The organism is Streptomyces sp. NPDC085944 (genome assembly GCF_040686295.1).
Taxonomy (GTDB): domain Bacteria; phylum Actinomycetota; class Actinomycetes; order Streptomycetales; family Streptomycetaceae; genus Streptomyces; species Streptomyces salinarius.
Genome location: NZ_JBFBJX010000001.1, coordinates 131377 through 152101, shown reverse-complemented (window position 1 = coordinate 152101; position 20725 = coordinate 131377). Strand labels below are relative to the sequence as shown.

Here is a 20725-nt window from a genome sequence, read left to right as displayed (position 1 = left end):
GTATCAGACCGCCCTCATCAGCAGGGTCGCGGCGACGAGGAGTGCCGCACCGCCGAACATCGAGACCGCGTACGAGCGCGCGAAGCCGTTCTGCAGCTTGCGCATCCGCCCGGACAGGCCGCCGAACGAGGCCGCCGTGCCGTTGACGACTCCGTCGACCAGGGTGTGGTCGACGTAGACCAGGGAGCGCGTGAGGTGCTCGCCGCCGCGGACCAGGACGACGTGGTTGAAGTCGTCCTGGAGCAGGTCGCGCCGGGCGGCCCGGGTGAGCAGCGATCCGCGCGGGGCGACGGCCGGGACCGGACGGCGCCCGTACTGCGCCCAGGCGAGCGCGACGCCGACGACCATGCAGGCCACCGTCGCCCCGGTGACCGCACCGGCGCTGATCGGCGCGTCGCCGTGGCTGTGCCCGGTGATGGGCTCCAGCCAGTGCAGGAAGCGGTCGCCGATGCTGAAGAAGGCACCGCCTGCGACGGATCCGACGGCCAGCACGATCATCGGGATCGTCATGAGCCCCGGCGACTCGTGCGGGTGCGGCGGCTCGTATGCGCCGCGGGTCTCGGCGGCGGGCTCCACGTCGGGCTTCGCGGGCGACGGCGTCGGGGCGTTGCGCCAGCGTTCCTCGCCGAAGAACGTCATCAGCATCACGCGCGTCATGTAGTACGCGGTGATGGCCGCGCCCAGCAGGGCACAGGCGCCGAGGATCCAGCCCTCGGTGCCGCCCTTGGCGAACGCCGCCTCGATGATCTTGTCCTTGGAGAAGAAGCCGGACAGGCCCGGGAAGCCGATGATGGCGAGGTAGCCGAGGCCGAAGGTGACGAAGGTGACCGGCATGTACTTGCGCAGTCCGCCGTAGCGGCGCATGTCGACCTCGTCGTTCATGCCGTGCATGACGGAGCCGGCGCCGAGGAACAGCCCGGCCTTGAAGAAGCCGTGCGTGACCAGGTGCATGATCGCGAAGACGTAGCCGATGGGGCCGAGGCCCGCGGCCAGCACCATGTAGCCGATCTGCGACATGGTCGAGCCGGCCAGCGCCTTCTTGATGTCGTCCTTGGCACAACCGACGATCGCACCGAAGAGCAGCGTGACCGCGCCGACGATGGTGACCACCAGCTGCGCGTCGGGCGCGCCGTTGAAGATGGCGCCGGAGCGGACGATCAGGTAGACACCCGCCGTCACCATGGTCGCGGCGTGGATGAGGGCGGAGACCGGGGTCGGGCCCTCCATCGCGTCACCGAGCCAGGACTGCAGCGGCACCTGGGCGGACTTGCCGCAGGCGGCGAGCAGCAGCATCAGGGCGATCGCGGTGAGCTTGCCCTCGTCCGCCCCGCTCGCGAGCCCGGCCTCCCCGTGGCCGCCGAGCACCGGCCCGAAGGCGAAGGTGCCGAACCACAGGAACATCAGCATGATGCCGATGGACAGGCCCATGTCGCCGACGCGGTTGACCAGGAAGGCCTTCTTCGCGGCGGTGGCGGCGCTGGGCTTGTGCTGCCAGAAGCCGATCAGCAGGTAGGAGGCGAGACCGACGCCCTCCCAGCCGACGTACAGCAGCAGGTAGTTGTCGGCGAGGACGAGGATCAGCATCGCCGCGAGGAACAGGTTCAGGTAGCCGAAGAAGCGGCGGCGGCGCTCGTCGTGCTCCATGTACGCGACGGAGTACAGGTGGATGAGCGAGCCGACGCCGGTGATCAGCAGGACGAACGTCATCGACAACTGGTCGAGCCGGAAGGCGACGTCGGCCTGGAAGCCCTCCACCGGGATCCAGCTGAAGAGGTGCTGTGTCAGGGTGCGGTCCTCGGCGCCGTTGCCGAGCAGGTCGGCGAAGAGCACGAGGCCGATCACGAAGGACACGGCGGCCAGCAGCGTGCCGACCCAGTGGCCGACACGGTCCAGTCGGCGTCCGCCGCACAGCAGGACGACCGCTCCGAGCAGGGGCGCCGCCACCAGCAGCGCAATCAGGTTCTCCACTTCAGCCCCTCACAGCTTCATCAGGCTGGCGTCGTCGACCGAGGCCGAGTGGCGGGAACGGAACAGGGACACGATGATCGCGAGCCCGACCACGACCTCCGCGGCGGCGACGACCATCGTGAAGAAGGCGATGATCTGGCCGTCCAGGTTTCCGTGCAGCCGGGAGAACGCGACGAACGCGAGGTTGCAGGCGTTGAGCATCAGCTCGACGCACATGAAGACCACGATCGCGTTGCGCCGGATCAGTACGCCGGTGGCGCCGATCGTGAACAGCAGGGCCGCGAGGTACAGGTAGTTCACGGGGTTCACTTCGACGCCTCCTCGGACCGCTTGGAGTCGGGCCGCGTGTCGGGCCGCCCGGAGCCCGCGGGACCGACGGCCTTGCGTTCCAGCCGCTCCTCGGCCCGCTGCTCCAGCGCCTTCAGGTCGTTCAGCGCCTCCGTCGACACGTCGCGGATCTGGCCGCGCTCCCGCAGCGTCTTGCTGACGGTCAGCTCGGACGGAGTGCCGTCGGGCAGCAGGCCCGCGATGTCGACCGCGTTGTGCCGGGCGTATACGCCGGGGGCGGGCAGCGGCGGCAGGTACTTGCCGTCGCGGACGCGCTGCTCGGACAGCTCGCGCTGGGTGCGTGCGCGCTCGGTGCGCTCGCGGTGGGTGAGCACCATGGCGCCGACGGCGGCCGTGATGAGCAGCGCGCCGGTGATCTCGAAGGCGAAGACGTACTTGGTGAAGATGAGGGACGCGATGCCCTCCACGTTGCCGTTCGCGTTCGCCTGGGCGAGTCCGGTGAACTCGGTGACGGAGGCGTTGCCGATGCCGGCGATCACCAGGATGCCGAAGCCGAGCCCGGACAGCAGGGCGAGCCAGCGCTGCCCCTTGATGGTCTCCTTCAGGGAGTCCGCCGCGGTGACGCCGACGAGCATCACCACGAACAGGAACAGCATCATGATGGCGCCGGTGTAGACGACGATCTGCACGATGCCGAGGAAGTAGGCGCCGTTGGCCAGGTAGAACACCGCCAGGACGATCATGGTCCCGGCGAGGCACAGCGCGCTGTGCACGGCCTTCCTCATGAAGACGGTGCACAGGGCGCCGATCACCGCGACGGTGCCGAGGATCCAGAACTGGACGGCCTCTCCGGTGGACGTCGAATAGGCGGCGAGCTGGGCGCTCATCGGCGGATCACCTCCTCCGACGCCGGCTCGGTCCCGCCGAAGGTCGAGTCGCCCTCCTGGACCACCTCGCCCTTGGAGTGGGCGACCTGCTGGACCGTGCCGGGTGCGGCCTCGGTGACCAGGCCCCGGTAGTAGTCCTGCTCGTCGGTGCCCGGGTAGATGGCGTGGGGCGAGTCGACCATGCCCTCCTCCAGACCGGCGAGCAGCTGGTCCTTGGTGAAGATGAGGTTGGCGCGGCTGGAGTCGGCCAGCTCGAACTCGTTGGTCATCGTCAACGCGCGCGTGGGGCACGCCTCGATGCACAGGCCGCACAGGATGCAGCGGGCGTAGTTGATCTGGTAGACGCGGCCGTACCGCTCGCCCGGCGAGTAGCGCTCCTCGTCGGTGTTGTCCGCGCCCTCCACGTAGATGGCGTCGGCGGGGCAGGCCCAGGCGCACAGCTCGCAGCCGACGCACTTCTCCAGGCCGTCCGGATGGCGGTTGAGCTGGTGCCGTCCGTGGAAGCGCGGAGCGGTGGTCTTCTTCTGCTCCGGGTACTGCTCGGTCAGCCGCTTCTTGAACATGGCCTTGAAGGTCACGCCGAAGCCGGCCACCGGATTCAGGAAACCGGGGTCGGTTCCCTTGTGTTCACCGTGTTCCGCGTGGTCCCGGTGTTCCGCGTTTGCTTCGTGTCCCTTGTCTTCCTCAGCCATCGGACGCCTCCTTTCCATCCGTAGATCCGCCCACAGGTCCGTCACTGTGAGTATCGGGCCCACCACTGGCAATCAGCTCCCGCTCCCGGCGGGGACGGCGCCTGGGCACCGGCGGCATCTGCTGTCCGGGCATCGGCGGCACGGGGAATCCGCCGGCCATCGGGTCGAACGCGGCCTCGCTCTCGGCCGGTTGGTCGGCGGCCTTCGCGCCCTTGTCGCGGTACATGTCCACGAGGAAGGACAACAGCAGCAGGACCAGGACGCCGCCGCCGATGTAGAGGGCGATGTCGCTGAAGCCGTAGTTCTCGTTCCTGAGGGCCCGTACGGTCGCGACGAGCATCAGCCAGACCAGGGAGACCGGGATGAGGACCTTCCAGCCGAGCTTCATCAACTGGTCGTAGCGGACCCGGGGAAGGGTGCCGCGCAGCCAGATGAAGAAGAACAGCAGCAACTGGACCTTGACCACGAACCAGAGCAGCGGCCACCAGCCGTGGTTGGCACCCTCCCAGAAGGTGCTGATCGGCCAGGGAGCCCGCCAGCCGCCGAGGAACAGCGTGGTGGCGACCGCTGAGACCGTCACCATGTTCACGTACTCGGCGAGCATGAACATCGCGAACTTGATCGACGAGTACTCGGTGTTGAAGCCGCCCACCAGGTCGCCCTCGGACTCGGGCATGTCGAAGGGGGCGCGGTTGGTCTCGCCGACCATCGTGACGATGTACAGGATGAAGGAGACCGGCAGCAGCACGATGTACCAGCGGTCGCTCTGCTGGGCGACGATCTCCGAGGTGGACATGGACCCGGAGTAGAGGAACACCGAGGCGAACGCGGCGCCCATCGCGATCTCGTAGGAGATCATCTGCGCGCAGGAACGCAGTCCGCCGAGCAGCGGGTAGGTCGATCCGGAGCTCCAGCCGGCGAGCACGATGCCGTAGATGCCGACGGAAGCGACCGCCAGGATGAACAGCATGGCGATCGGCAGGTCGGTCAGCTGCATGGCGGTGCGGTGGCCGAAGATCGAGATCTCGTTGCCGGCCGGTCCGAAGGGGATCACCGCGATCGCCATGAACGCGGGGATGGCCGCGACGATCGGCGCGAGGACGTAGACCGCCTTGTCGGCGCGCTTGACGACGACGTCTTCCTTGAGCATCAGCTTGATGCCGTCGGCGAGCGACTGGAGCATGCCCCAGGGGCCGTGCCGGTTCGGGCCGATGCGCAGCTGCATCCAGGCGACGACCTTGCGCTCCCACACGATGGAGAACAGCACGGTCACCATCAGGAAGGCGAAGCAGAACACCGCCTTGACGACGACCAGCCACCAGGGGTCGGTGCCGAACATCGACAGGTCTTCAGCGGCGAGGTACGGGCTCATGCCTCCACCTCCTTGGGGGCGGCGCCCTCGGGCGTCGCCGGACCGATGCGGACGAGGGTTCCGGGCAGTGCACCGGCGTCGGAGGCGACGCCGGTGCCGGCCGAGTTCAGCGGGAGCCAGACCACCCGGTCCGGCATCTCGGTGACCTGCAGCGGGAACGCGACGGCTCCGGCTGGGCCGGTCACGGCGAGGACGTCGCCGTCCTTGACGCCCGCCTCGGCGGCCGTGGCGGCCGACACGCGCGCGCGTGCGGCGTGCCGGGTGCCGGCCAGCGCCTCGTCGCCCTGCTGCAACAGCCCCTGGTCGAGGAGCAGCCGGTGCCCGGCCAGTACGGCCTCTCCGGCGGCCGGCCGCGGCAGCGCGCCCGCGGTCTGCAGCGGCTCGCCGGCCCGCGGCCCGTCCCAGGCACCCAGCCGGTCGATCTCCGCGCGCGTGGTGCGCAGATCGGGCAGGCCCAGATGTACGTCCATGGCGTCGGCCAGCATCTGCAGGACGCGGGCGTCGGTGGGGGCGAGACGGCGGGTCATCTGGTCGGGCTTGAGTGCGGCCTCGAAGAAGCGCACCCTGCCCTCCCAGTTGAGGAAGGTGCCGGGCTTCTCGGCGACCGCGGCGACGGGCAGGACCACGTCGGCGTGTTCGGTGACCTCGCTGGGCCGCAGCTCCAGCGACACCACGAACCCGGCCTCGTCGAGTGCCGCACGCGCGCGCATGGGATCGGGCAGGTCGGCGACCTCGACGCCCGCCACCAGCAGCGCCTGGAGTTCGCCCCGGGCCGCGGCCTCGACGATCTCGCCGGTGTCGCGGCCGTAGCGGTGCGGGAGGTCGGCCAGGCCCCACAGGGCGGCGACCTCCTCACGCGCGCGCGGGTCGGTCGCCGGGCGACCGCCGGGCAGCAGCGACGGCAGCGCGCCCGCCTCGATCGCGCCGCGCTCCCCGGACCGGCGCGGGATCCACACCAGCCGGGCGCCGGTCGCGGCGGCGGTCCGTACGGCGGAGGTGAGGCCGCCGGCCACGGACGCCAGCCGTTCGCCGACGACGATCACGGCGCCCTCGGCGCGCAGCGCCTCGGCCGCCTGGGAGCCTCCCTCTTCCAGGCCGACGCCGGCGGCGAGGGCGTCCAGCCACTCCGTCTCGGTGCCCGGGGCGGCGGGGAGCAGGGTGCCGCCCGCCTTCTCCAGGCCCCGCGTGGCGTGCGTGGCCAGGGAGAACACCTTCTGCCCGTGCCCCCGCCAGGCCTTGCGCAGCCTGAGGAAGACGCCGGGCGCCTCCTCCTCGGCCTCGAAGCCGACCAGCAGGACGGCGGGCGCCTTCTCCAGCGACGTGTACGTGACGCCGGTGCCGTCGAGGTCACGGCCGCGCCCGGCGACGTAGGAGGCCAGGAAGTCGGCCTCCTCGGCGCTGTGCACGCGCGCGCGGAAGTCGATGTCGTTGGTGTCGAGCGCCACGCGCGCGAACTTGCTGTAGGCGTAGGCGTCCTCGACGGTGAGCCGCCCGCCGGTCAGGACGCCGGTGCGGCCCCTGGAGGCGAGCAGTCCCTGTGCGGCGATCTGCAGCGCCTCCGGCCAGGAGGCGGGCTCCAGCTCGCCCTCGGCGTTGCGCACCAGCGGCGTGGTGAGCCGGTCGCGCTGCTGGGCGTACCGGAAGCCGAAGCGGCCCTTGTCGCAGATCCACTCCTCGTTGACCTCGGGCTCGTTGGCCGCGAGGCGCCGCATGACCTTGCCGCGCCGGTGGTCGGTACGGGTCGCGCAGCCGCCGGAGCAGTGCTCGCACACCGACGGCGAGGAGATCAGGTCGAAGGGGCGGGAGCGGAACCGGTAGGCCGCCGAGGTCAGGGCGCCGACCGGGCAGATCTGGATGGTGTTGCCGGAGAAGTACGACTCGAAGGGGTCGCCCTCGCCGGTGCCGACCTGCTGCAGCGCGCCCCGCTCGATCAGCTCGATCATCGGGTCGCCCGCGACCTGGTTGGAGAACCGGGTGCAGCGGGCGCACAGCACGCAGCGCTCGCGGTCGAGCAGGACCTGCGTGGAGATCGGCACGGGCTTCTCGTAGGTCCGCTTCTTGCCGTCGAAGCGGGAGTCGGCCTGGCCGTGCGACACGGCCTGGTTCTGCAGCGGGCACTCGCCGCCCTTGTCGCAGACCGGGCAGTCCAGTGGGTGGTTGATGAGCAGCAGCTCCATCACACCGTGCTGGGCCTTCTCGGCGACGGGCGAGGTGAGCTGCGTCTTCACCACCATGCCGTCGGTGCAGGTGATGGTGCAGGACGCCATGGGCTTGCGCTGGCCCTCGACCTCGACGATGCACTGGCGACAGGCGCCGGCCGGGTCGAGGAGAGGGTGGTCGCAGAACCGGGGAATCTCGATGCCGAGCTGCTCGGCGGCCCGGATGACCAGGGTGCCCTTGGGCACGCTGATCTCGGCTCCGTCGATGGTCAGCGTGACGAGGTCCTCCGGCGGGACCGCCGCAGCTCCCCCTCCCGAGGGAGTATTGGTGGTCACGGTCATGCCTTCACCTCCGTGCGGTCGGCCCAGGCCGTCGACTTGGCCGGGTCGAAGGGGCAGCCGCGGCCCGTGATGTGCTCCTCGTACTCCTCGCGGAAGTACTTGAGCGAGGAGAAGATCGGCGAGGCGGCACCGTCGCCGAGGGCGCAGAAGGACTTGCCGTTGATGTTGTCGGCGATGTCGTTCAGCTTGTCGAGGTCGGACATCTGTCCCTTGCCGGCCTCGATGTCGCGCAGCAGCTGGACGAGCCAGTACGTGCCCTCGCGGCAGGGCGTGCACTTGCCGCAGGACTCGTGGGCGTAGAACTCGGTCCAGCGGGTGACGGCCCGCACGACGCAGGTCGTCTCGTCGAAGCACTGGAGCGCCTTGGTGCCGAGCATGGATCCGGCGGCGCCCACCCCTTCGTAGTCGAGGGGGACGTCGAGGTGCTCGTCGGTGAACATCGGCGTCGAGGAGCCTCCGGGCGTCCAGAACTTGAGGCGGTGGCCGGGCCGCATGCCGCCGCTCATGTCGAGGAGCTGGCGCAGCGTGATGCCGAGCGGGGCCTCGTACTGGCCGGGGCCCGCGACGTGGCCGCTGAGCGAGTAGAGCGTGAAGCCCGGGGACTTCTCGCTGCCCATCGACCTGAACCAGTCCTTGCCCTTGTTCAGGATCGCGGGAACCGAAGCGATCGATTCGACGTTGTTCACCACAGTCGGGCACGCGTAGAGGCCCGCGACGGCAGGGAAGGGGGGACGGAGCCGCGGTTGACCCCGGCGGCCTTCGAGCGAGTCGAGCAGTGCGGTCTCCTCACCGCAGATGTACGCGCCCGCGCCCGCGTGCACGGTGAGTTCGAGATCGAGTCCGCTGCCCAGGATGTTCTCGCCGAGGAAGCCGGCCGCGTAGGCCTCGCGCACGGCCTCGTGCAACCGCCGCAGCACTGGGACGACTTCACCACGCAGGTAGATGAAGGCATGCGAAGACCTGATGGCGTAACACGCGATGACGATGCCCTCGATGAGGCTGTGCGGGTTCGCGAAGAGGAGCGGGATGTCCTTGCACGTTCCCGGCTCCGATTCGTCGGCGTTGACAACTAGATAGTGAGGCTTGCCGTCCCCCTGAGGAATGAACTGCCACTTCATGCCCGTCGGGAACCCGGCACCGCCGCGTCCGCGCAGACCGGACTCCTTGACGTACGCGATCAGGTCGTCCGGCGCCATCGCCAGCGCCTTGCGGAGCCCCTCGTACCCCTCGTGCCTCCGGTAGACGTCGAGAGTCCACGACTCGTCCTCGTCCCAGAAGGCCGACAGCACGGGTGCGAGCAGCTTCTCCGGGCTGCTGCCCCTGATCTCGGCTGCCACGGTCATCACTCCCCCTCCTCGGCGGTGGGCCCTGCCGGGTGGGAAGGGTCGGATGCCGATGTGTCCTGCGGCGCGTCGTGCGAGCTGAGGTGCTGCGTCGGGGACGGGTCGTGCACGGCCCGGTCCTGCGACGCGTCGTGCGGTCCGCCGTCCCGCGGGTGCACCACGCGCGCGGCGGACGCCTCGCCCTTGGCGAGCTTGAGCCCGGCCAGGGAGGCGGGACCCGCGCTGCCGCCGGCCGCGACGGCGCCGTCCCGCTCGTCGGGGAAGCCCGCCAGGATCCGGGCGGTCTCCTTGAAGGTGCACAGCGGCGCACCGCGCGTGGGCGTCACCGGCCGTCCCGCGCGCAGGTCGTCGACGAGGGCCTTGACGCTCTCCGGGGTCTGGTTGTCGAAGAACTCCCAGTTGACCATCACGACCGGGGCGAAGTCGCAGGCCGCGTTGCACTCGATGTGCTCCAGGGTGACCTTGCCGTCCTCGGTGGTCTCGCCGTTTCCGACGCCGAGGTGCTCCTGGAGGGACTCGAAGATGGCGTCGCCGCCCATCACCGCGCACAGCGTGTTGGTGCACACGCCGACCTGGTAGTCGCCGCTCGGCCCGCGCCGGTACATGGTGTAGAAGGTGGCGACCGCGGTGACCTCGGCGGTGGTGAGGTCCAGCATGTCCGCGCAGAACCGCATCCCGGTGCGCGTGACGTGTCCCTCCTGCGACTGCACGAGGTGCAGCAGCGGCAGGAGGGCGGACCGGGAGTCCGGGTAGCGGGCGATGATCTCGCGCGCGTCGGTCTCCAGCCGGGCCCGGACGTCGTCCGGGTAGGCGGGCGCGGGCAGTTCCGGCATGCCCAGGCTGACGCCCCGCTCCGAAGAAGAGGTGGTCACCGGTCGACGCCTCCCATCACGGGGTCGATGGACGCCACGGCCACGATGACGTCGGCGACCTGGCCGCCTTCGCACATCGCCGCCATGGCCTGCAGGTTGGTGAAGGACGGGTCGCGGAAGTGGACCCGGAAGGGGCGGGTTCCGCCGTCGGAGACGACGTGCACCCCGAGTTCGCCCTTGGGCGACTCGACCGCCGTGTACGCCTGTCCCGGCGGCACCCGGAAGCCCTCGGTGACCAGCTTGAAGTGGTGGATCAGGGCCTCCATGGAGGTGCCCATGATCTTCTTGATGTGGTCGAGGGAGTTGCCCAGGCCGTCCGGCCCCAGGGCGAGCTGGGCGGGCCAGGCGATCTTCTTGTCGGCGACCATGACCGGGCCGGGCTGGAGCCGGTCCAGGCACTGCTCGACGATGCGGAGCGACTGGCGCATCTCCTCCAGCCGGATCAGGAAGCGGCCGTAGGAGTCGCAGGTGTCGGCGGTCGGGACGTCGAAGTCGTACGTCTCGTAGCCGCAGTACGGCTGGGTCTTGCGCAGGTCGTGCGGGAGACCGGTGGACCTGAGGACGGGGCCGGTGGCGCCCAGCGCCATGCAGCCGGCCAGGTCGAGGTAGCCGACGTCCTGCATGCGGGCCTTGAAGATGGGGTTCCCGGTGGCGAGCTTGTCGTACTCCGGGAGGTTCTTCTTCATCTTCTTCACGAACTCGCGGATCTGGTCCACCGCGCCCGGCGGCAGGTCCTGGGCGAGCCCGCCCGGGCGGATGTACGCGTGGTTCATCCTGAGGCCGGTGATCAGCTCGTAGATGTCGAGAATCAGTTCACGATCACGGAAGCCGTAGATCATGATCGTGGTGGCGCCCAGCTCCATGCCGCCGGTGGCGATGGCCACCAGGTGCGAGGAGAGCCGGTTCAGCTCCATGAGCATGACCCGGATGATCGTGGCCCGGTCCGGGATCTGGTCCTCGATGCCGAGGAGCTTCTCGACGCCCAGGCAGTACGCCGCCTCGTTGAAGAACGGCGTCAGGTAGTCCATGCGCGTCACGAACGTGGTGCCCTGGGTCCAGGTCCGGTACTCGAGGTTCTTCTCGATGCCGGTGTGCAGGTAGCCGATGCCGCACCGGGCCTCGGTGACCGTCTCGCCGTCGATCTCCAGGATGAGGCGGAGCACGCCGTGCGTGGACGGGTGCTGCGGGCCCATGTTGACGACGATGCGCTCGTCGTCGGCGCGGGCCGCGGACTGGACCACCTCGTCCCAGTCGCCGCCGGTGACCGTGTAGACGGTGCCTTCGGTCGTCTCCCTCGGGGAGGCGTGGGAAGTGCTCACGAGTACGACCTCCGCTGGTCCGGAGCCGGGATCTGGGCGCCCTTGTACTCGACGGGGATGCCGCCGAGGGGGTAGTCCTTGCGCTGCGGAAAGCCCTGCCAGTCGTCCGGCATCATGATCCGCGTCAGGGCCGGGTGATCGTCGAAGACGATGCCGAAGAAGTCGTACGTCTCGCGCTCGTGCCAGTCGTTGGTCGGGTAGACGGAGACCAGCGACGGGATGTGCGGGTCGCCGTCGGGGGCACTGACTTCGAGGCGGATCAGCCGGTTGTGGGTGATCGAGCGCAGGTGGTAGACGGCGTGCAGCTCGCGGCCCTTGTCGTGCGGGTAGTGGACGCCGCTGACGCCGGTGCACAGCTCGAAGCGCAGGGCCGGGTCGTCGCGCAGGGTGCGGGCGACGCGGACCAGGTGCTCGCGCTCGATGTGGAAGGTCAGCTCGCCGCGGTCGACGACCGTCCTCTCGATGGCGTTGTCCGGCAGGAGCCCTTGCTCCTCCAGCGCGCCCTCGAGTTCGTCGGCGACCTCGTCGAACCAGCCCCCGTAGGGGCGGGTCGCCGGTCCGGGGAGCCGGACGGAGCGGACCAGGCCGCCGTAGCCGGAGGTGTCGCCGCCGTTGTTGGCGCCGAACATGCCGCGCTGGACGCGGATCTCCTCGCCGCCCTGGCCGCGCTGGCCCGGGAGGTTCTCGGCGGACAGTTCCTTCTCGGGATTGACGTCGCCCGCGTCACCCGCGGTGTTGTTCGCGTCGCTCACCGCAGCAGCCCCTTCATCTCGATCGTGGGCAGGGCCTTGAGCGCCGCCTCCTCCGCCTCGCGGGCCGCTTCCTGCGCGTTCACCCCGAGCTTGGAGCCCTGGATCTTCTGGTGGAGCTTGAGGATGGCGTCCATCAGCATCTCGGGCCGCGGCGGGCAGCCGGGGAGGTAGATGTCGACCGGGACGACGTGGTCGACGCCCTGGACGATGGCGTAGTTGTTGAACATGCCGCCGGAGGAGGCGCAGACCCCCATGGAAATGACCCACTTCGGGTTCGGCATCTGGTCGTAGACCTGCCGCAGCACCGGCGCCATCTTCTGGCTGACCCGGCCCGCGACGATCATCAGATCCGCCTGCCGCGGCGAGCCGCGGAAGACCTCCATACCGAAGCGCGCCAGGTCGTAGCGGCCGGCGCCGGTGGTCATCATCTCGATGGCACAGCAGGCGAGGCCGAACGTGGCCGGGAAGACGGACGACTTGCGCACCCAGCCCGCGGCCTGCTCGACGGTGGTCAGCAGGAAGCCGCTCGGCAGTTTTTCTTCGAGTCCCATGTCAAAGGCCCCTCAGTCCCATTCCAGGCCGCCGCGCCGCCATACGTACGCGTACGCGACGAAGACGGTGAGCACGAAGAGCAGCATCTCCACGAGCCCGAAAATCCCCAGGGCGTCGAAGGTGACGGCCCAGGGGTAGAGGAAGACGATCTCGATATCGAAGATGATGAAGAGCATCGCCGTCAGGTAGTACTTGATGGGGAAGCGCCCGCCGCCGGCCGGCGTGGGGGTCGGCTCGATGCCGCACTCGTAGGCCTCGAGCTTCGCCCGGTTGTACCGCTTCGGACCGATCAGCGTGGCCATCACCACGGAGAAGATCGCAAAGCCTGCCCCGAGGGCTCCCAGTACGAGGATGGGCGCATACGCGTTCACCGCTCCTCGCTCCTCTCAGTCGGCACTGACTGCTGGCGGTTGCACTGGACTCGCAGCCGCCCCAACAGCCCCACGAGCCACGCCCGTCCCGACGAAGATCGCGAACATGTGAAGCAGGTCACAAGCCCAACTGCCTCGCATCCTATGCCCGACGCTCTGTGATCTGCGACACGGGGTATTGCACAAGCTTTGTGATCTCCACCACCTGACGAACGATCATGAAGTCGGATGAGCAGTGATCTTCACACAAGAAGCGTTCACCTGATCACCAGAGGTGACAATTTCGCTCGTCGCCGCTGGCCAGAGGGGGCGGGCAAGGGGCGTCTCAATATCAAGATGGTTCCCTTGCATGCAAATTGGCGCCGGACGTCCGCCCTTGATACAGGAGGCGGTCACACGTGAGGGGGAGGATCGGGGGGATGTGGACACGTGCACGCGTTCACGAGCGCGCGGCCGCCCGTGGGCCGCGGCAGGCCGAGCGCCTCGCACGCGACGGACGCGTGCACCGGGGTAACCGTTTCGTGACCTGTGCCACATTCATGAGAGGCGTCTGGGAACCGGGCTTGGCCAAGTGTCCCAACAAGTGGTAAGCGCGGGGCAATTCGGGCGTAACGATCAAAGACCGTGATCACAGGCCGATTACAGCCCGTCCGTAATGTCCGTTACGGCGTCAATAAAGAGCGACACGCCCGGGATTCGGCGGCCTGATTGAACAACTGTGGTGCAGCACACGTTTCTTGAAGGTATGGAGGAGCTACTGATACCGGTTGTCCCTATGTCCCACACCGCTCACATACGCAGCCACCGGAAGCCCCGCCGCAGCGCGTCGACGATCGCGATGCGGACCGGAGTTGCCGGTGGCGTCCTCAGCACCCTGGCAGTGGCCGGTGCGTCGGGTGCGGCCCACGCGGCCGAACCGGTGACGCAGACCCTCGAACTGCCCACCCTGACGGCCGACCTGGCCGCTCAGGTCGCCCAGTCCGCGGACGTCACGCAGCAGGCGGCCGCGAGCTACCAGCTGCAGGCCGAGCGTGACGCGGCTGCCGCCAAGGCCGCCAAGCAGGCCAAGGCGGACCTCGCCGAGGCCAAGAAGAAGGCCGCCGAAGCCAGGAAGAAGGCCGAGGAGGCCGCACGCAAGAAGGCCGCCGAGCGCGCCTCGCGTGCCGCCGAGCGCACCACCCTGAGCGCTTCCTCGGACACCGGCTCCTCCACCGGCACGGGCAGCAGCACCAGCACCAGCACGGCGACCGGTTCGGCCGCCGCCGTCGTCTCCTTCGTGCAGGCCCAGGTCGGCAAGGCGTACGTCTCCGGCGCCACCGGCCCGTCCGCCTACGACTGCTCCGGTCTCGTGCAGGCCGCCTTCAAGCAGGTCGGCATCAGCCTGCCCCGCGTCTCGCAGGCCCAGTCGACGGCCGGTACCCAGGTCGGCCTGGACAACCTCCAGCCGGGCGACATCCTGTACTGGGGCGGCGCGGGCAGCGCCTACCACGTGGGCGTCTACGTCGGCGGCGGCATGTTCGTCGGCGCGCAGAACTCCTCCACCGGTGTCGTCGAGAGGCCGCTGTCGTACGACCCGCCGAGCGGCGCGGTGCGCGTGCTGTAACCCGCACCCACCCGTACCCGCTCGTACACGCGAAAAGGGCCGCAGCCGCTCGGGGGCTGCGGCCCTTCGCGGGCTCCTGGCATGCTCGGGCGCGGGCCGGTTCCCTCCGGCCCGTCCACGAGTCCAGGAGAGAACGTCATGCCGAGTGTGTTCGTACAGGGGCGGCCCACCGCCTCCTACCCCCCGTTCGCGCCCGAGGCCCGGCGCGGATCGGTGCGGCGCGTCACCGAGGTCGGCGAGGGGGTGCTGCACCGGCCGTGCCGTGACGTCACGGAGTTCGGGCCGGACCTCGCCGCGCTCGTCGACGACATGTTCCGCACGATGTACGTCGCGGAGGGGGCCGGGCTGGCGGCCAATCAGGTCGGGGTCGACCTGCGCCTGTTCGTCTACGACTGCCCGGACGACGAAGGTGTCCGACATGTCGGGCACATCGTCAACCCGGTGCTGGAACCCCTCGGCCCGGCCGCGCGCCGACTGCTGGACGAGGGCGAGGGGTGCCTGTCGGTGCCGGGCGCCGTCATGGCCGTACCGCGGCCCGACCGGGCCGTCGTGCGGGGCCTGGACAAGGACGGCGCTCCCCTCGTAGTCGAGGGCACCGGTTACTTCGCGCGTTGCCTCGCCCACGAGACCGACCATGTGAACGGACACCTCTACCTGGACCGGCTCTCCGGCCGGGAACGGAAGGCGGCGCTGCGGCAGTCGGCGGACCGGCGCGAGGAGGTCTTCGCGCGCCGGGCCGCCAACGCGGCGGCGTTCGCCTGACCGGGCAGCCGGTCAGGCCTTCGGCGCGACCTTGCTCAGTCCGTTGATGATGCGGTCCATCGCGTCGCCGCCCGTCGGGTCCGTCAGGTTGGCGAGCATCTTCAGGGTGAACTTCATCAGGACCGGGTGGGTGAGGCCGCGCTGGGTCGCGATCTGCATGACCTTTGGGTTGCCGATGAGCTTCACGAAGGCGCGGCCCAGGTTGTAGTAGCCGCCGTAGGTGTCCTTGAGGACACGCGGGTAGCGCTGCAGGGCGATCTCGCGTTGGGCCGGCGTGGCCCGCGCGTGGGCCTGGACGACGACGTCGGCGGCGAGCTGGCCGGACTCCATGGCGTAGGCGATGCCCTCGCCGTTGAAGGGGTTCACCAGGCCGCCGGCGTCGCCGACGAGGAGCAGGCCCTTGGTGTAGTGGGGCTGGCGGTTGAAGGCCATGGGCAGTGCGGCGCCGCGGATCGGGCCGGTCATGTTGTCCGGGGTGTAGCCCCAGTCCTCCGGCATGGACGCGCACCAGGCCTTGAGGATCTCACGCCAGTCCAGCTCCTTGAAGGCGGCGGAGGTGTTGAGGACACCGAGGCCGACGTTCGAGGTGCCGTCGCCCATGCCGAAGATCCAGCCGTAGCCCGGCAGCAGGCGGTCCTGCGGGCCGCGCCGGTCCCACAGCTCCAGCCAGGACTCCAGGTAGTCGTCGTCGTGCCGGGGCGAGGTGAAGTAGGTCCGGACGGCGACGCCCATGGGACGGTCCTCGCGGCGGTGCAGGCCCATCGCCAGGGACAGCCGGGTGGAGTTGCCGTCGGCGGCCACGACCAGCGGCGCGTGGAAGGCGACCTCGCGCTTGTCCTCGCCCAGCTTGGCCTTCACGCCGGTGATGCGGCCGGTGCGGTCGTCGACGATCGGCCCGCCGACGTTGCAGCGCTCGTACAGCCGGGCGCCGGCCTTCTGGGCCTGCCGGGCGAGCTGCTCGTCGAAGTCGTCGCGCTTGCGGACGAGTCCGTAGTCGGGGAAGGAGGCGAGATCCGGCCAGTCCAGCTGGAGGCGGGAGCCGCCGCCGATGATGCGCAGGCCCTTGTTGCGCAGCCAGCCGGCCTCCTCGGAGATGTCGATGCCCATGGCGACGAGCTGCTTGACGGCGCGCGGGGTGAGGCCGTCGCCGCAGACCTTCTCCCTGGGAAAGGCGGTCTTCTCCAGCAGCAGGACGTCGAGTCCCGACTTGGCCAGGTGGTACGCGGTGGTGGAGCCGGCCGGCCCCGCGCCCACGACGATGACGTCGGCGGTGTTCTCGGAGAGCGGCTCAGTCTCGACGGTCACGGCGGGATCTCCCCAAGTTCGGAATCTGCGTGCCGACCGGCACTGGTCATGGGCAGTCTATTCAGCGTCACCGATCACCCGGCTGAAGGGCTGCCCAGTGAAGCGACCTCTCCCCGCCGTACGGTTGCGCGTTCCCACCGACGAGGACGCCGTCGTCTGGCACCGGATCTTCGACGACCCGGACGTCATGGAGTTCCACGGCGGGCGGCCCGCGGAGCTGTCCGTCTACGAGGAACTGACCGCCCGCCAGCGCCGGCACGACGCCGAGCACGGCTTCTGCCTGTGGACCGTGGTGGACGAGTCCGGGCAGGTCATAGGCTTCACCGGCGCCCAGCCGTGGCCCAGGGACTGGGGCCCCAAGGGCGAGATCGAGATCGGCTGGCGGCTCGGGCGGGCGCACTGGGGCAAGGGCTACGTCACGGCGGCGGCGCGGGAGACCCTCCAACGGGTGCGGGCGGCCGGGGTGGCGGAGGTGGTCGCGATGGTCGACGCGCGCAACGCCCGGTCCATCGCGGTCACGGAGCGCCTGGGCATGCGGCTCGGCGAGGTCTTCACGATCCCGTCCTCCGAGCGGCGGGGGCACTGCTACCGCCTCTCCCTGCACCCGTAGCCGGAGCCCGTCGTAACACAGCGCAACAAACGGTCACAGTCGGCAACTTGATGCTTCCGGGTGGTGCCTGCTGCGCTACTCCGCCGGGTACCGCTGGGGGTGACGTCCGTGCGCCTGGTGTCCGAGAAGCCCGATGTCCGCGTCCCGCGCCCGGTCGGCCTCATGGCCGTGGACGCGTACGAGACCGCCCACGTGCGGGGCCTGTCCCTGCACGCGCCGGGCCGGCCCGATCTCCGGGCCGCCGTCGTCGACCACGTCGTACGGCGGTATCCGCGGCCCGGGGCGCAGGTGCCGCGGGAGTCGACGGTGTACGTGTGGTTCGACTTCGGCGAGGGCGAGGGCGGCGGGGACATCCGCGAGCCGCGCGTGCCGCGTCCGCCGCTGGGCGGGCTGCGCCGGGAACTGGCGGAGCCGGGGGAAGCACCGCCCTGCTGCGCCGCCGCCGGCCTGCCGTGAGGTGCCCCGGGCGGGCCGCGCTCAGCCCGTCTTGAACCCGCGGTGCAGCGTCACCACGCCGCCCGTCAGGTTGCGCCAGGCCACCTTCGACCAGCCGGCCTTGCCGAGCCGCCCGGCGAGCGCGGCCTGGTCGGGCCAGGCCCGGATGGACTCGGCCAGGTAGACGTACGCGTCGGGGTTGGAGGACACCGCGCGGGCGACCGGCGGCAGGGCGCGCATCAGGTACTCGGTGTAGACGGTGCGGAACGGCGCCCAGGTCGGGTGCGAGAACTCGCAGATGACGACCCGGCCGCCGGGCCGCGTCACCCGGTACATCTCACGCAGCGCGGCGTCCGTGTCCTGCACGTTGCGCAGCCCGAAGGAGATGGTGACGGCGTCGAAGACGTCGTCCTTGAACGGCAGCCGCGTCGCGTCGCCGGCCGTGAACGGCAGCCAGGAGTGCCGTTCCTTGCCGACCTGGAGCATGCCCTGGGAGAAGTCGCAGGGGACGACGTAGGCGCCGGTGCGGGCGAAGGGCAGCGAGGAGGTGGCCGTACCGGCCGCCAGGTCGAGGACCTTCTGCGCCGGGCGGGCGTCGACGGCCTGGGCGACCGCCTTGCGCCACGCCCGGTCCTGGCCGAGCGAGAGCACGGCGTTCGTCAGGTCGTACCGTTCCGCGACGTGGTCGAACATCGAGGCGACTTCGTGCGGCTGCTTGTTCAGGGAAGCGCGGGTCACGGCCCCATTGTTGCAGCACCTCCCCCTGCCGCCGCGGACGGGCTCACGGCAGCAGCCGGGCCCTCTTGCGCGCGGCGACGTCCTCCACCCACCCGAAGAGCAGCACGAACACCGCGATCAGGCCCCGACGCCCAGCAGGAACCACCGGCTCTCCAGCGGCAGGTACGCCTCGAAGGCGGGTACGTCCCGGGGCCCGTCGATCAGCGGCACGGCCAGGACGAGGGCCGGCTCGTGCCAGAGGCAGACCGTCACCGCTCGGGCGTTGAACACGGTCACCGACCGGTCCAGCCGTCGCAGCCGGACCAGTCCGGAGAAGTCCACCCCGAGCCGCGCCTTGGAGTACATCAGCAGCGTCACGAACCCGGCGGGCCAGAAGGCCTGGGCGAACGCGATGTCGTCGAGGTCGTACGTGCCGCACTCGGCCCGGTGCGCGAACGCGTACCAGGCACCGCAGGCGAGCGCCGCGAGCGACAGGCCGACGACGGCGACCGGCTTGAGTCGGGCCGCGGGGCCGCGCGCTCAGCGCCCCCGGTAGACCAGCCGGCCACCGACGACGGTGGCCACGCACGTGGACGCGCCGTCCCGCACGAGCGCGGCCCGGTCGGGTACGTCGAACACCGCGAACCGCGCCGGCTTGCCCGGAGCGAGCCCGGGCAGCAGCACCAGCGGCACCGGTGAGAACGACGCGGGCCCGGGCAGTCCTGCCGGACGCCCCGCCAGGGCGAGCCCCGCTCCCCGGACCGCGTCCAGCGCCGCGCGGCTGCGCAGATCACCGGCGACGGCGACCGTGCCGTGCGCCAGCATGCGTTGCACCCCGCGGCGCGCGCTGGCGCCCCGCGCGGACGCGTTCGCGGCAAGGAGCGCCTGCGCGCGCTCCCCGAAGACCGGCTCGGTGCCCAGCCGGTCCGCTTCACGCGGGTCGGGGTGGTACGCCTGCTCCAGCAGTTCCGGGCCGTACGGGTTGAGCAGCCCGGGCGTCAGGATGCCGGGCCACCGGCGCACCCGCGCCCGCGGGTGGTCGGCGGCCAGTGTCTCGTACGGGCCGACGGCGGCAAGCTGCGCACCGTCGGCCACGACGGCCGTCTCGGGAGAGGCCTCGGCGACGTGGATCGTCTGCACGGCGACGTCAGTTGGAGGCCAGCAGCTTCAGCTCGGGGTGGGCTGTGCCGCCCTCGATGGCCGTGGACGAGATGTGGGAGACGACCCGCTCGTCGACGGGGTCGTTCGCCGGGTCGTCGTGCACGACCAGGTGCTCGTAGGTGGTGGCCCGCTGGGCGGGCACCCGTCCCGCCTTCCGGATGAGGTCGATGATCTCCATCCGGTTGGACCGGTGCTTGGCACCGGCGGAGGAGACGACGTTCTCCTCCAGCATGATCGAGCCGAGGTCGTCCGCGCCGTAGTGCAGGGAGAGCTGGCCGACCTCCTTGCCGGTGGTCAGCCAGGAGCCCTGGATGTGGGCGACGTTGTCCAGGAACACGCGGGCGATGGCGATCATCCGCAGGTACTCGAAGAGCGTGGCCTGGGTGCGGCCCTTCAGGTGGTTGTTCTCGGGCTGGTAGGTGTACGGAATGAAGGCGCGGAAGCCGCCGGTGCGGTCCTGCACGTCCCGGATCATCCGCAGGTGCTCGATGCGCTCGGCGTTGGTCTCGCCGGTGCCCATGAGCATGGTGGAGGTCGACTCGACGCCCAGGTTGTGCGCGATCTCCATGATCTCCAGCCAGCGCTCGCCGGACTCCTTGAGCGGCGCGATGGCCTTGCGCGGCCGCTCGGGCAGCAGCTCGGCACCGGCCCCGGCGAACGAGTCGAGCCCCGCGGCGTGGATGCGCTGGATCGCCTCCTCGACCGACACCTTCGAGATCCGCGCCATGTGCTCGACCTCGCTCGCCCCCAGGCTGTGGATGACGAGCTGCGGGAACTCCTTCTTGATGGCGGCGAAGTGCTTCTCGTAGTACTCGACGCCGTAGTCCGGGTGGTGGCCGCCCTGGAACATGATCTGGGTGCCGCCCAGCTCGATCGTCTCCGCGCACCGGCGCAGGATGTCGTCGAGGTCGCGGCTCCAGCCCTTCGCGGTGTCCTTGGGGGCCGCGTAGAACGCGCAGAACTTGCACGCCGTGACGCACACGTTCGTGTAGTTGATGTTGCGCTCGATGATGTACGTCGCGATGTGCTCGGTACCGGCGTACCTGCGCCGGCGTACGGCGTCGGCGGCGGCGCCCAGCGCGTGCAGCGGGGCGTCGCGGTACAGGTCGAGCGCCTCTTCGGGGGTGATCCGCCCACCGGCGGCGGCGCGGTCGAGGATGGGCTGAAGGTCGGCCTTCTCGGTCACCGGCGTCCCTTTCGCAGGGTTCGTAAGGG

At 70.2% G+C, this 20725-nt stretch carries 20 protein-coding genes and 1 pseudogene; 4 read left to right on the top strand and 17 right to left on the bottom strand.

Annotation, left to right across the window (positions count from 1 at the left end; all coding sequences use genetic code 11):
- Positions 1-3 precede the first annotated feature (3 nt).
- From nuoL to AB0P07_RS00690, 12 genes are read right to left on the bottom strand one after another with little or no spacing between them, the layout of a single operon-like run.
- Positions 4-1968: an NADH-quinone oxidoreductase subunit L gene (nuoL, locus tag AB0P07_RS00745; RefSeq protein WP_365543193.1), complete on the bottom strand. Its 1965-nt coding sequence runs from the start codon at positions 1966-1968 to the stop codon at positions 4-6.
- Between the two features lie 9 nt (positions 1969-1977).
- Complete coding sequence (gene nuoK / locus AB0P07_RS00740) at positions 1978-2277, bottom strand: NADH-quinone oxidoreductase subunit NuoK (protein ID WP_006133113.1); 300 nt, start codon at positions 2275-2277, stop codon at positions 1978-1980.
- Positions 2274-3143 carry an NADH-quinone oxidoreductase subunit J gene (locus AB0P07_RS00735; RefSeq protein ID WP_365543190.1) on the bottom strand — a complete coding sequence of 290 codons (870 nt, stop codon included), beginning with the start codon at positions 3141-3143 and terminating at the stop codon, positions 2274-2276. Before AB0P07_RS00735 ends, nuoK begins: the two co-directional genes overlap by 4 nt.
- Complete coding sequence (gene nuoI / locus AB0P07_RS00730; protein WP_365543188.1) at positions 3140-3835, bottom strand: NADH-quinone oxidoreductase subunit NuoI; 696 nt, start codon at positions 3833-3835, stop codon at positions 3140-3142. Before nuoI ends, AB0P07_RS00735 begins: the two co-directional genes overlap by 4 nt.
- On the bottom strand, positions 3828-5207 hold the full coding sequence (gene nuoH / locus AB0P07_RS00725) for an NADH-quinone oxidoreductase subunit NuoH (RefSeq protein WP_365543186.1): 1380 nt from the start codon (positions 5205-5207) through the stop codon (positions 3828-3830). The genes nuoI and nuoH overlap by 8 nt, the downstream gene beginning before the upstream one ends.
- Positions 5204-7708, bottom strand: coding sequence for an NADH-quinone oxidoreductase subunit G (locus AB0P07_RS00720; RefSeq protein ID WP_365543183.1), 2505 nt, complete (start codon positions 7706-7708; stop codon positions 5204-5206). Before AB0P07_RS00720 ends, nuoH begins: the two co-directional genes overlap by 4 nt.
- Positions 7705-9054 carry an NADH-quinone oxidoreductase subunit NuoF gene (gene nuoF / locus AB0P07_RS00715; RefSeq protein ID WP_176154238.1) on the bottom strand — a complete coding sequence of 450 codons (1350 nt, stop codon included), beginning with the start codon at positions 9052-9054 and terminating at the stop codon, positions 7705-7707. Before nuoF ends, AB0P07_RS00720 begins: the two co-directional genes overlap by 4 nt.
- Entirely contained in the window at positions 9051-9923 is an 873-nt protein-coding gene (gene nuoE, locus AB0P07_RS00710) for an NADH-quinone oxidoreductase subunit NuoE (protein ID WP_365543180.1), read from the bottom strand. Before nuoE ends, nuoF begins: the two co-directional genes overlap by 4 nt.
- The gene (locus AB0P07_RS00705; RefSeq protein WP_102928297.1) at positions 9920-11242 is read right to left on the bottom strand and encodes an NADH-quinone oxidoreductase subunit D; all 1323 of its coding nucleotides are present in this window, start codon (positions 11240-11242) and stop codon (positions 9920-9922) included. Before AB0P07_RS00705 ends, nuoE begins: the two co-directional genes overlap by 4 nt.
- A complete protein-coding gene (locus tag AB0P07_RS00700) occupies positions 11239-11994 on the bottom strand; it encodes an NADH-quinone oxidoreductase subunit C (protein WP_365543177.1) in 756 nt (251 codons plus the stop codon). Before AB0P07_RS00700 ends, AB0P07_RS00705 begins: the two co-directional genes overlap by 4 nt.
- Complete coding sequence (locus tag AB0P07_RS00695; protein WP_365543174.1) at positions 11991-12545, bottom strand: NADH-quinone oxidoreductase subunit B family protein; 555 nt, start codon at positions 12543-12545, stop codon at positions 11991-11993. The genes AB0P07_RS00700 and AB0P07_RS00695 overlap by 4 nt, the downstream gene beginning before the upstream one ends.
- Before the next feature lie 12 nt (positions 12546-12557).
- Entirely contained in the window at positions 12558-12917 is a 360-nt protein-coding gene (locus AB0P07_RS00690; RefSeq protein ID WP_003974383.1) for an NADH-quinone oxidoreductase subunit A, read from the bottom strand.
- Between the two features lie 775 nt (positions 12918-13692).
- Between AB0P07_RS00690 and AB0P07_RS00685 the strand changes: the two genes are divergently transcribed.
- Both AB0P07_RS00685 and def read left to right on the top strand, forming a co-directional pair.
- Positions 13693-14520 (top strand): C40 family peptidase, encoded by an 828-nt coding sequence (locus tag AB0P07_RS00685; protein ID WP_365543170.1) that lies wholly within the window; start codon positions 13693-13695, stop codon positions 14518-14520.
- A gap of 138 nt (positions 14521-14658) precedes the next feature.
- A complete protein-coding gene (def, locus tag AB0P07_RS00680; protein ID WP_365543167.1) occupies positions 14659-15282 on the top strand; it encodes a peptide deformylase in 624 nt (207 codons plus the stop codon).
- A 12-nt stretch (positions 15283-15294) separates the two neighbouring features.
- On the opposite strand, the gene AB0P07_RS00675 is transcribed toward def, so the two are convergent.
- On the bottom strand, positions 15295-16587 hold the full coding sequence (locus AB0P07_RS00675) for a geranylgeranyl reductase family protein (RefSeq protein ID WP_365543164.1): 1293 nt from the start codon (positions 16585-16587) through the stop codon (positions 15295-15297).
- Positions 16588-16684: 97 nt separating this feature from the next.
- On the opposite strand from AB0P07_RS00675, the gene AB0P07_RS00670 reads away from it, so the two are divergent.
- Together AB0P07_RS00670 and AB0P07_RS00665 are read left to right on the top strand one after the other, a co-directional pair.
- Positions 16685-17197: a GNAT family N-acetyltransferase gene (locus AB0P07_RS00670; RefSeq protein WP_365543161.1), complete on the top strand. Its 513-nt coding sequence runs from the start codon at positions 16685-16687 to the stop codon at positions 17195-17197.
- Positions 17198-17305: 108 nt separating this feature from the next.
- Positions 17306-17653: a PASTA domain protein gene (locus tag AB0P07_RS00665; RefSeq protein ID WP_365543158.1), complete on the top strand. Its 348-nt coding sequence runs from the start codon at positions 17306-17308 to the stop codon at positions 17651-17653.
- Between the two features lie 21 nt (positions 17654-17674).
- Here AB0P07_RS00665 and AB0P07_RS00660 read toward each other — a convergent pair whose 3' ends face one another.
- From AB0P07_RS00660 to mqnC, 4 genes and pseudogenes are all read right to left on the bottom strand, one after another.
- Positions 17675-18370 carry a demethylmenaquinone methyltransferase gene (locus tag AB0P07_RS00660; RefSeq protein ID WP_365543156.1) on the bottom strand — a complete coding sequence of 232 codons (696 nt, stop codon included), beginning with the start codon at positions 18368-18370 and terminating at the stop codon, positions 17675-17677.
- Between the two features lie 43 nt (positions 18371-18413).
- Positions 18414-18871: pseudogene (locus tag AB0P07_RS00655) on the bottom strand (acyltransferase); the annotation flags it as partial.
- A gap of 18 nt (positions 18872-18889) precedes the next feature.
- On the bottom strand, positions 18890-19489 hold the full coding sequence (locus AB0P07_RS00650; protein WP_365543153.1) for a hypothetical protein: 600 nt from the start codon (positions 19487-19489) through the stop codon (positions 18890-18892).
- Between the two features lie 7 nt (positions 19490-19496).
- Positions 19497-20696 carry a cyclic dehypoxanthinyl futalosine synthase gene (mqnC, locus tag AB0P07_RS00645; protein ID WP_365543150.1) on the bottom strand — a complete coding sequence of 400 codons (1200 nt, stop codon included), beginning with the start codon at positions 20694-20696 and terminating at the stop codon, positions 19497-19499.
- Positions 20697-20725 lie beyond the last annotated feature (29 nt).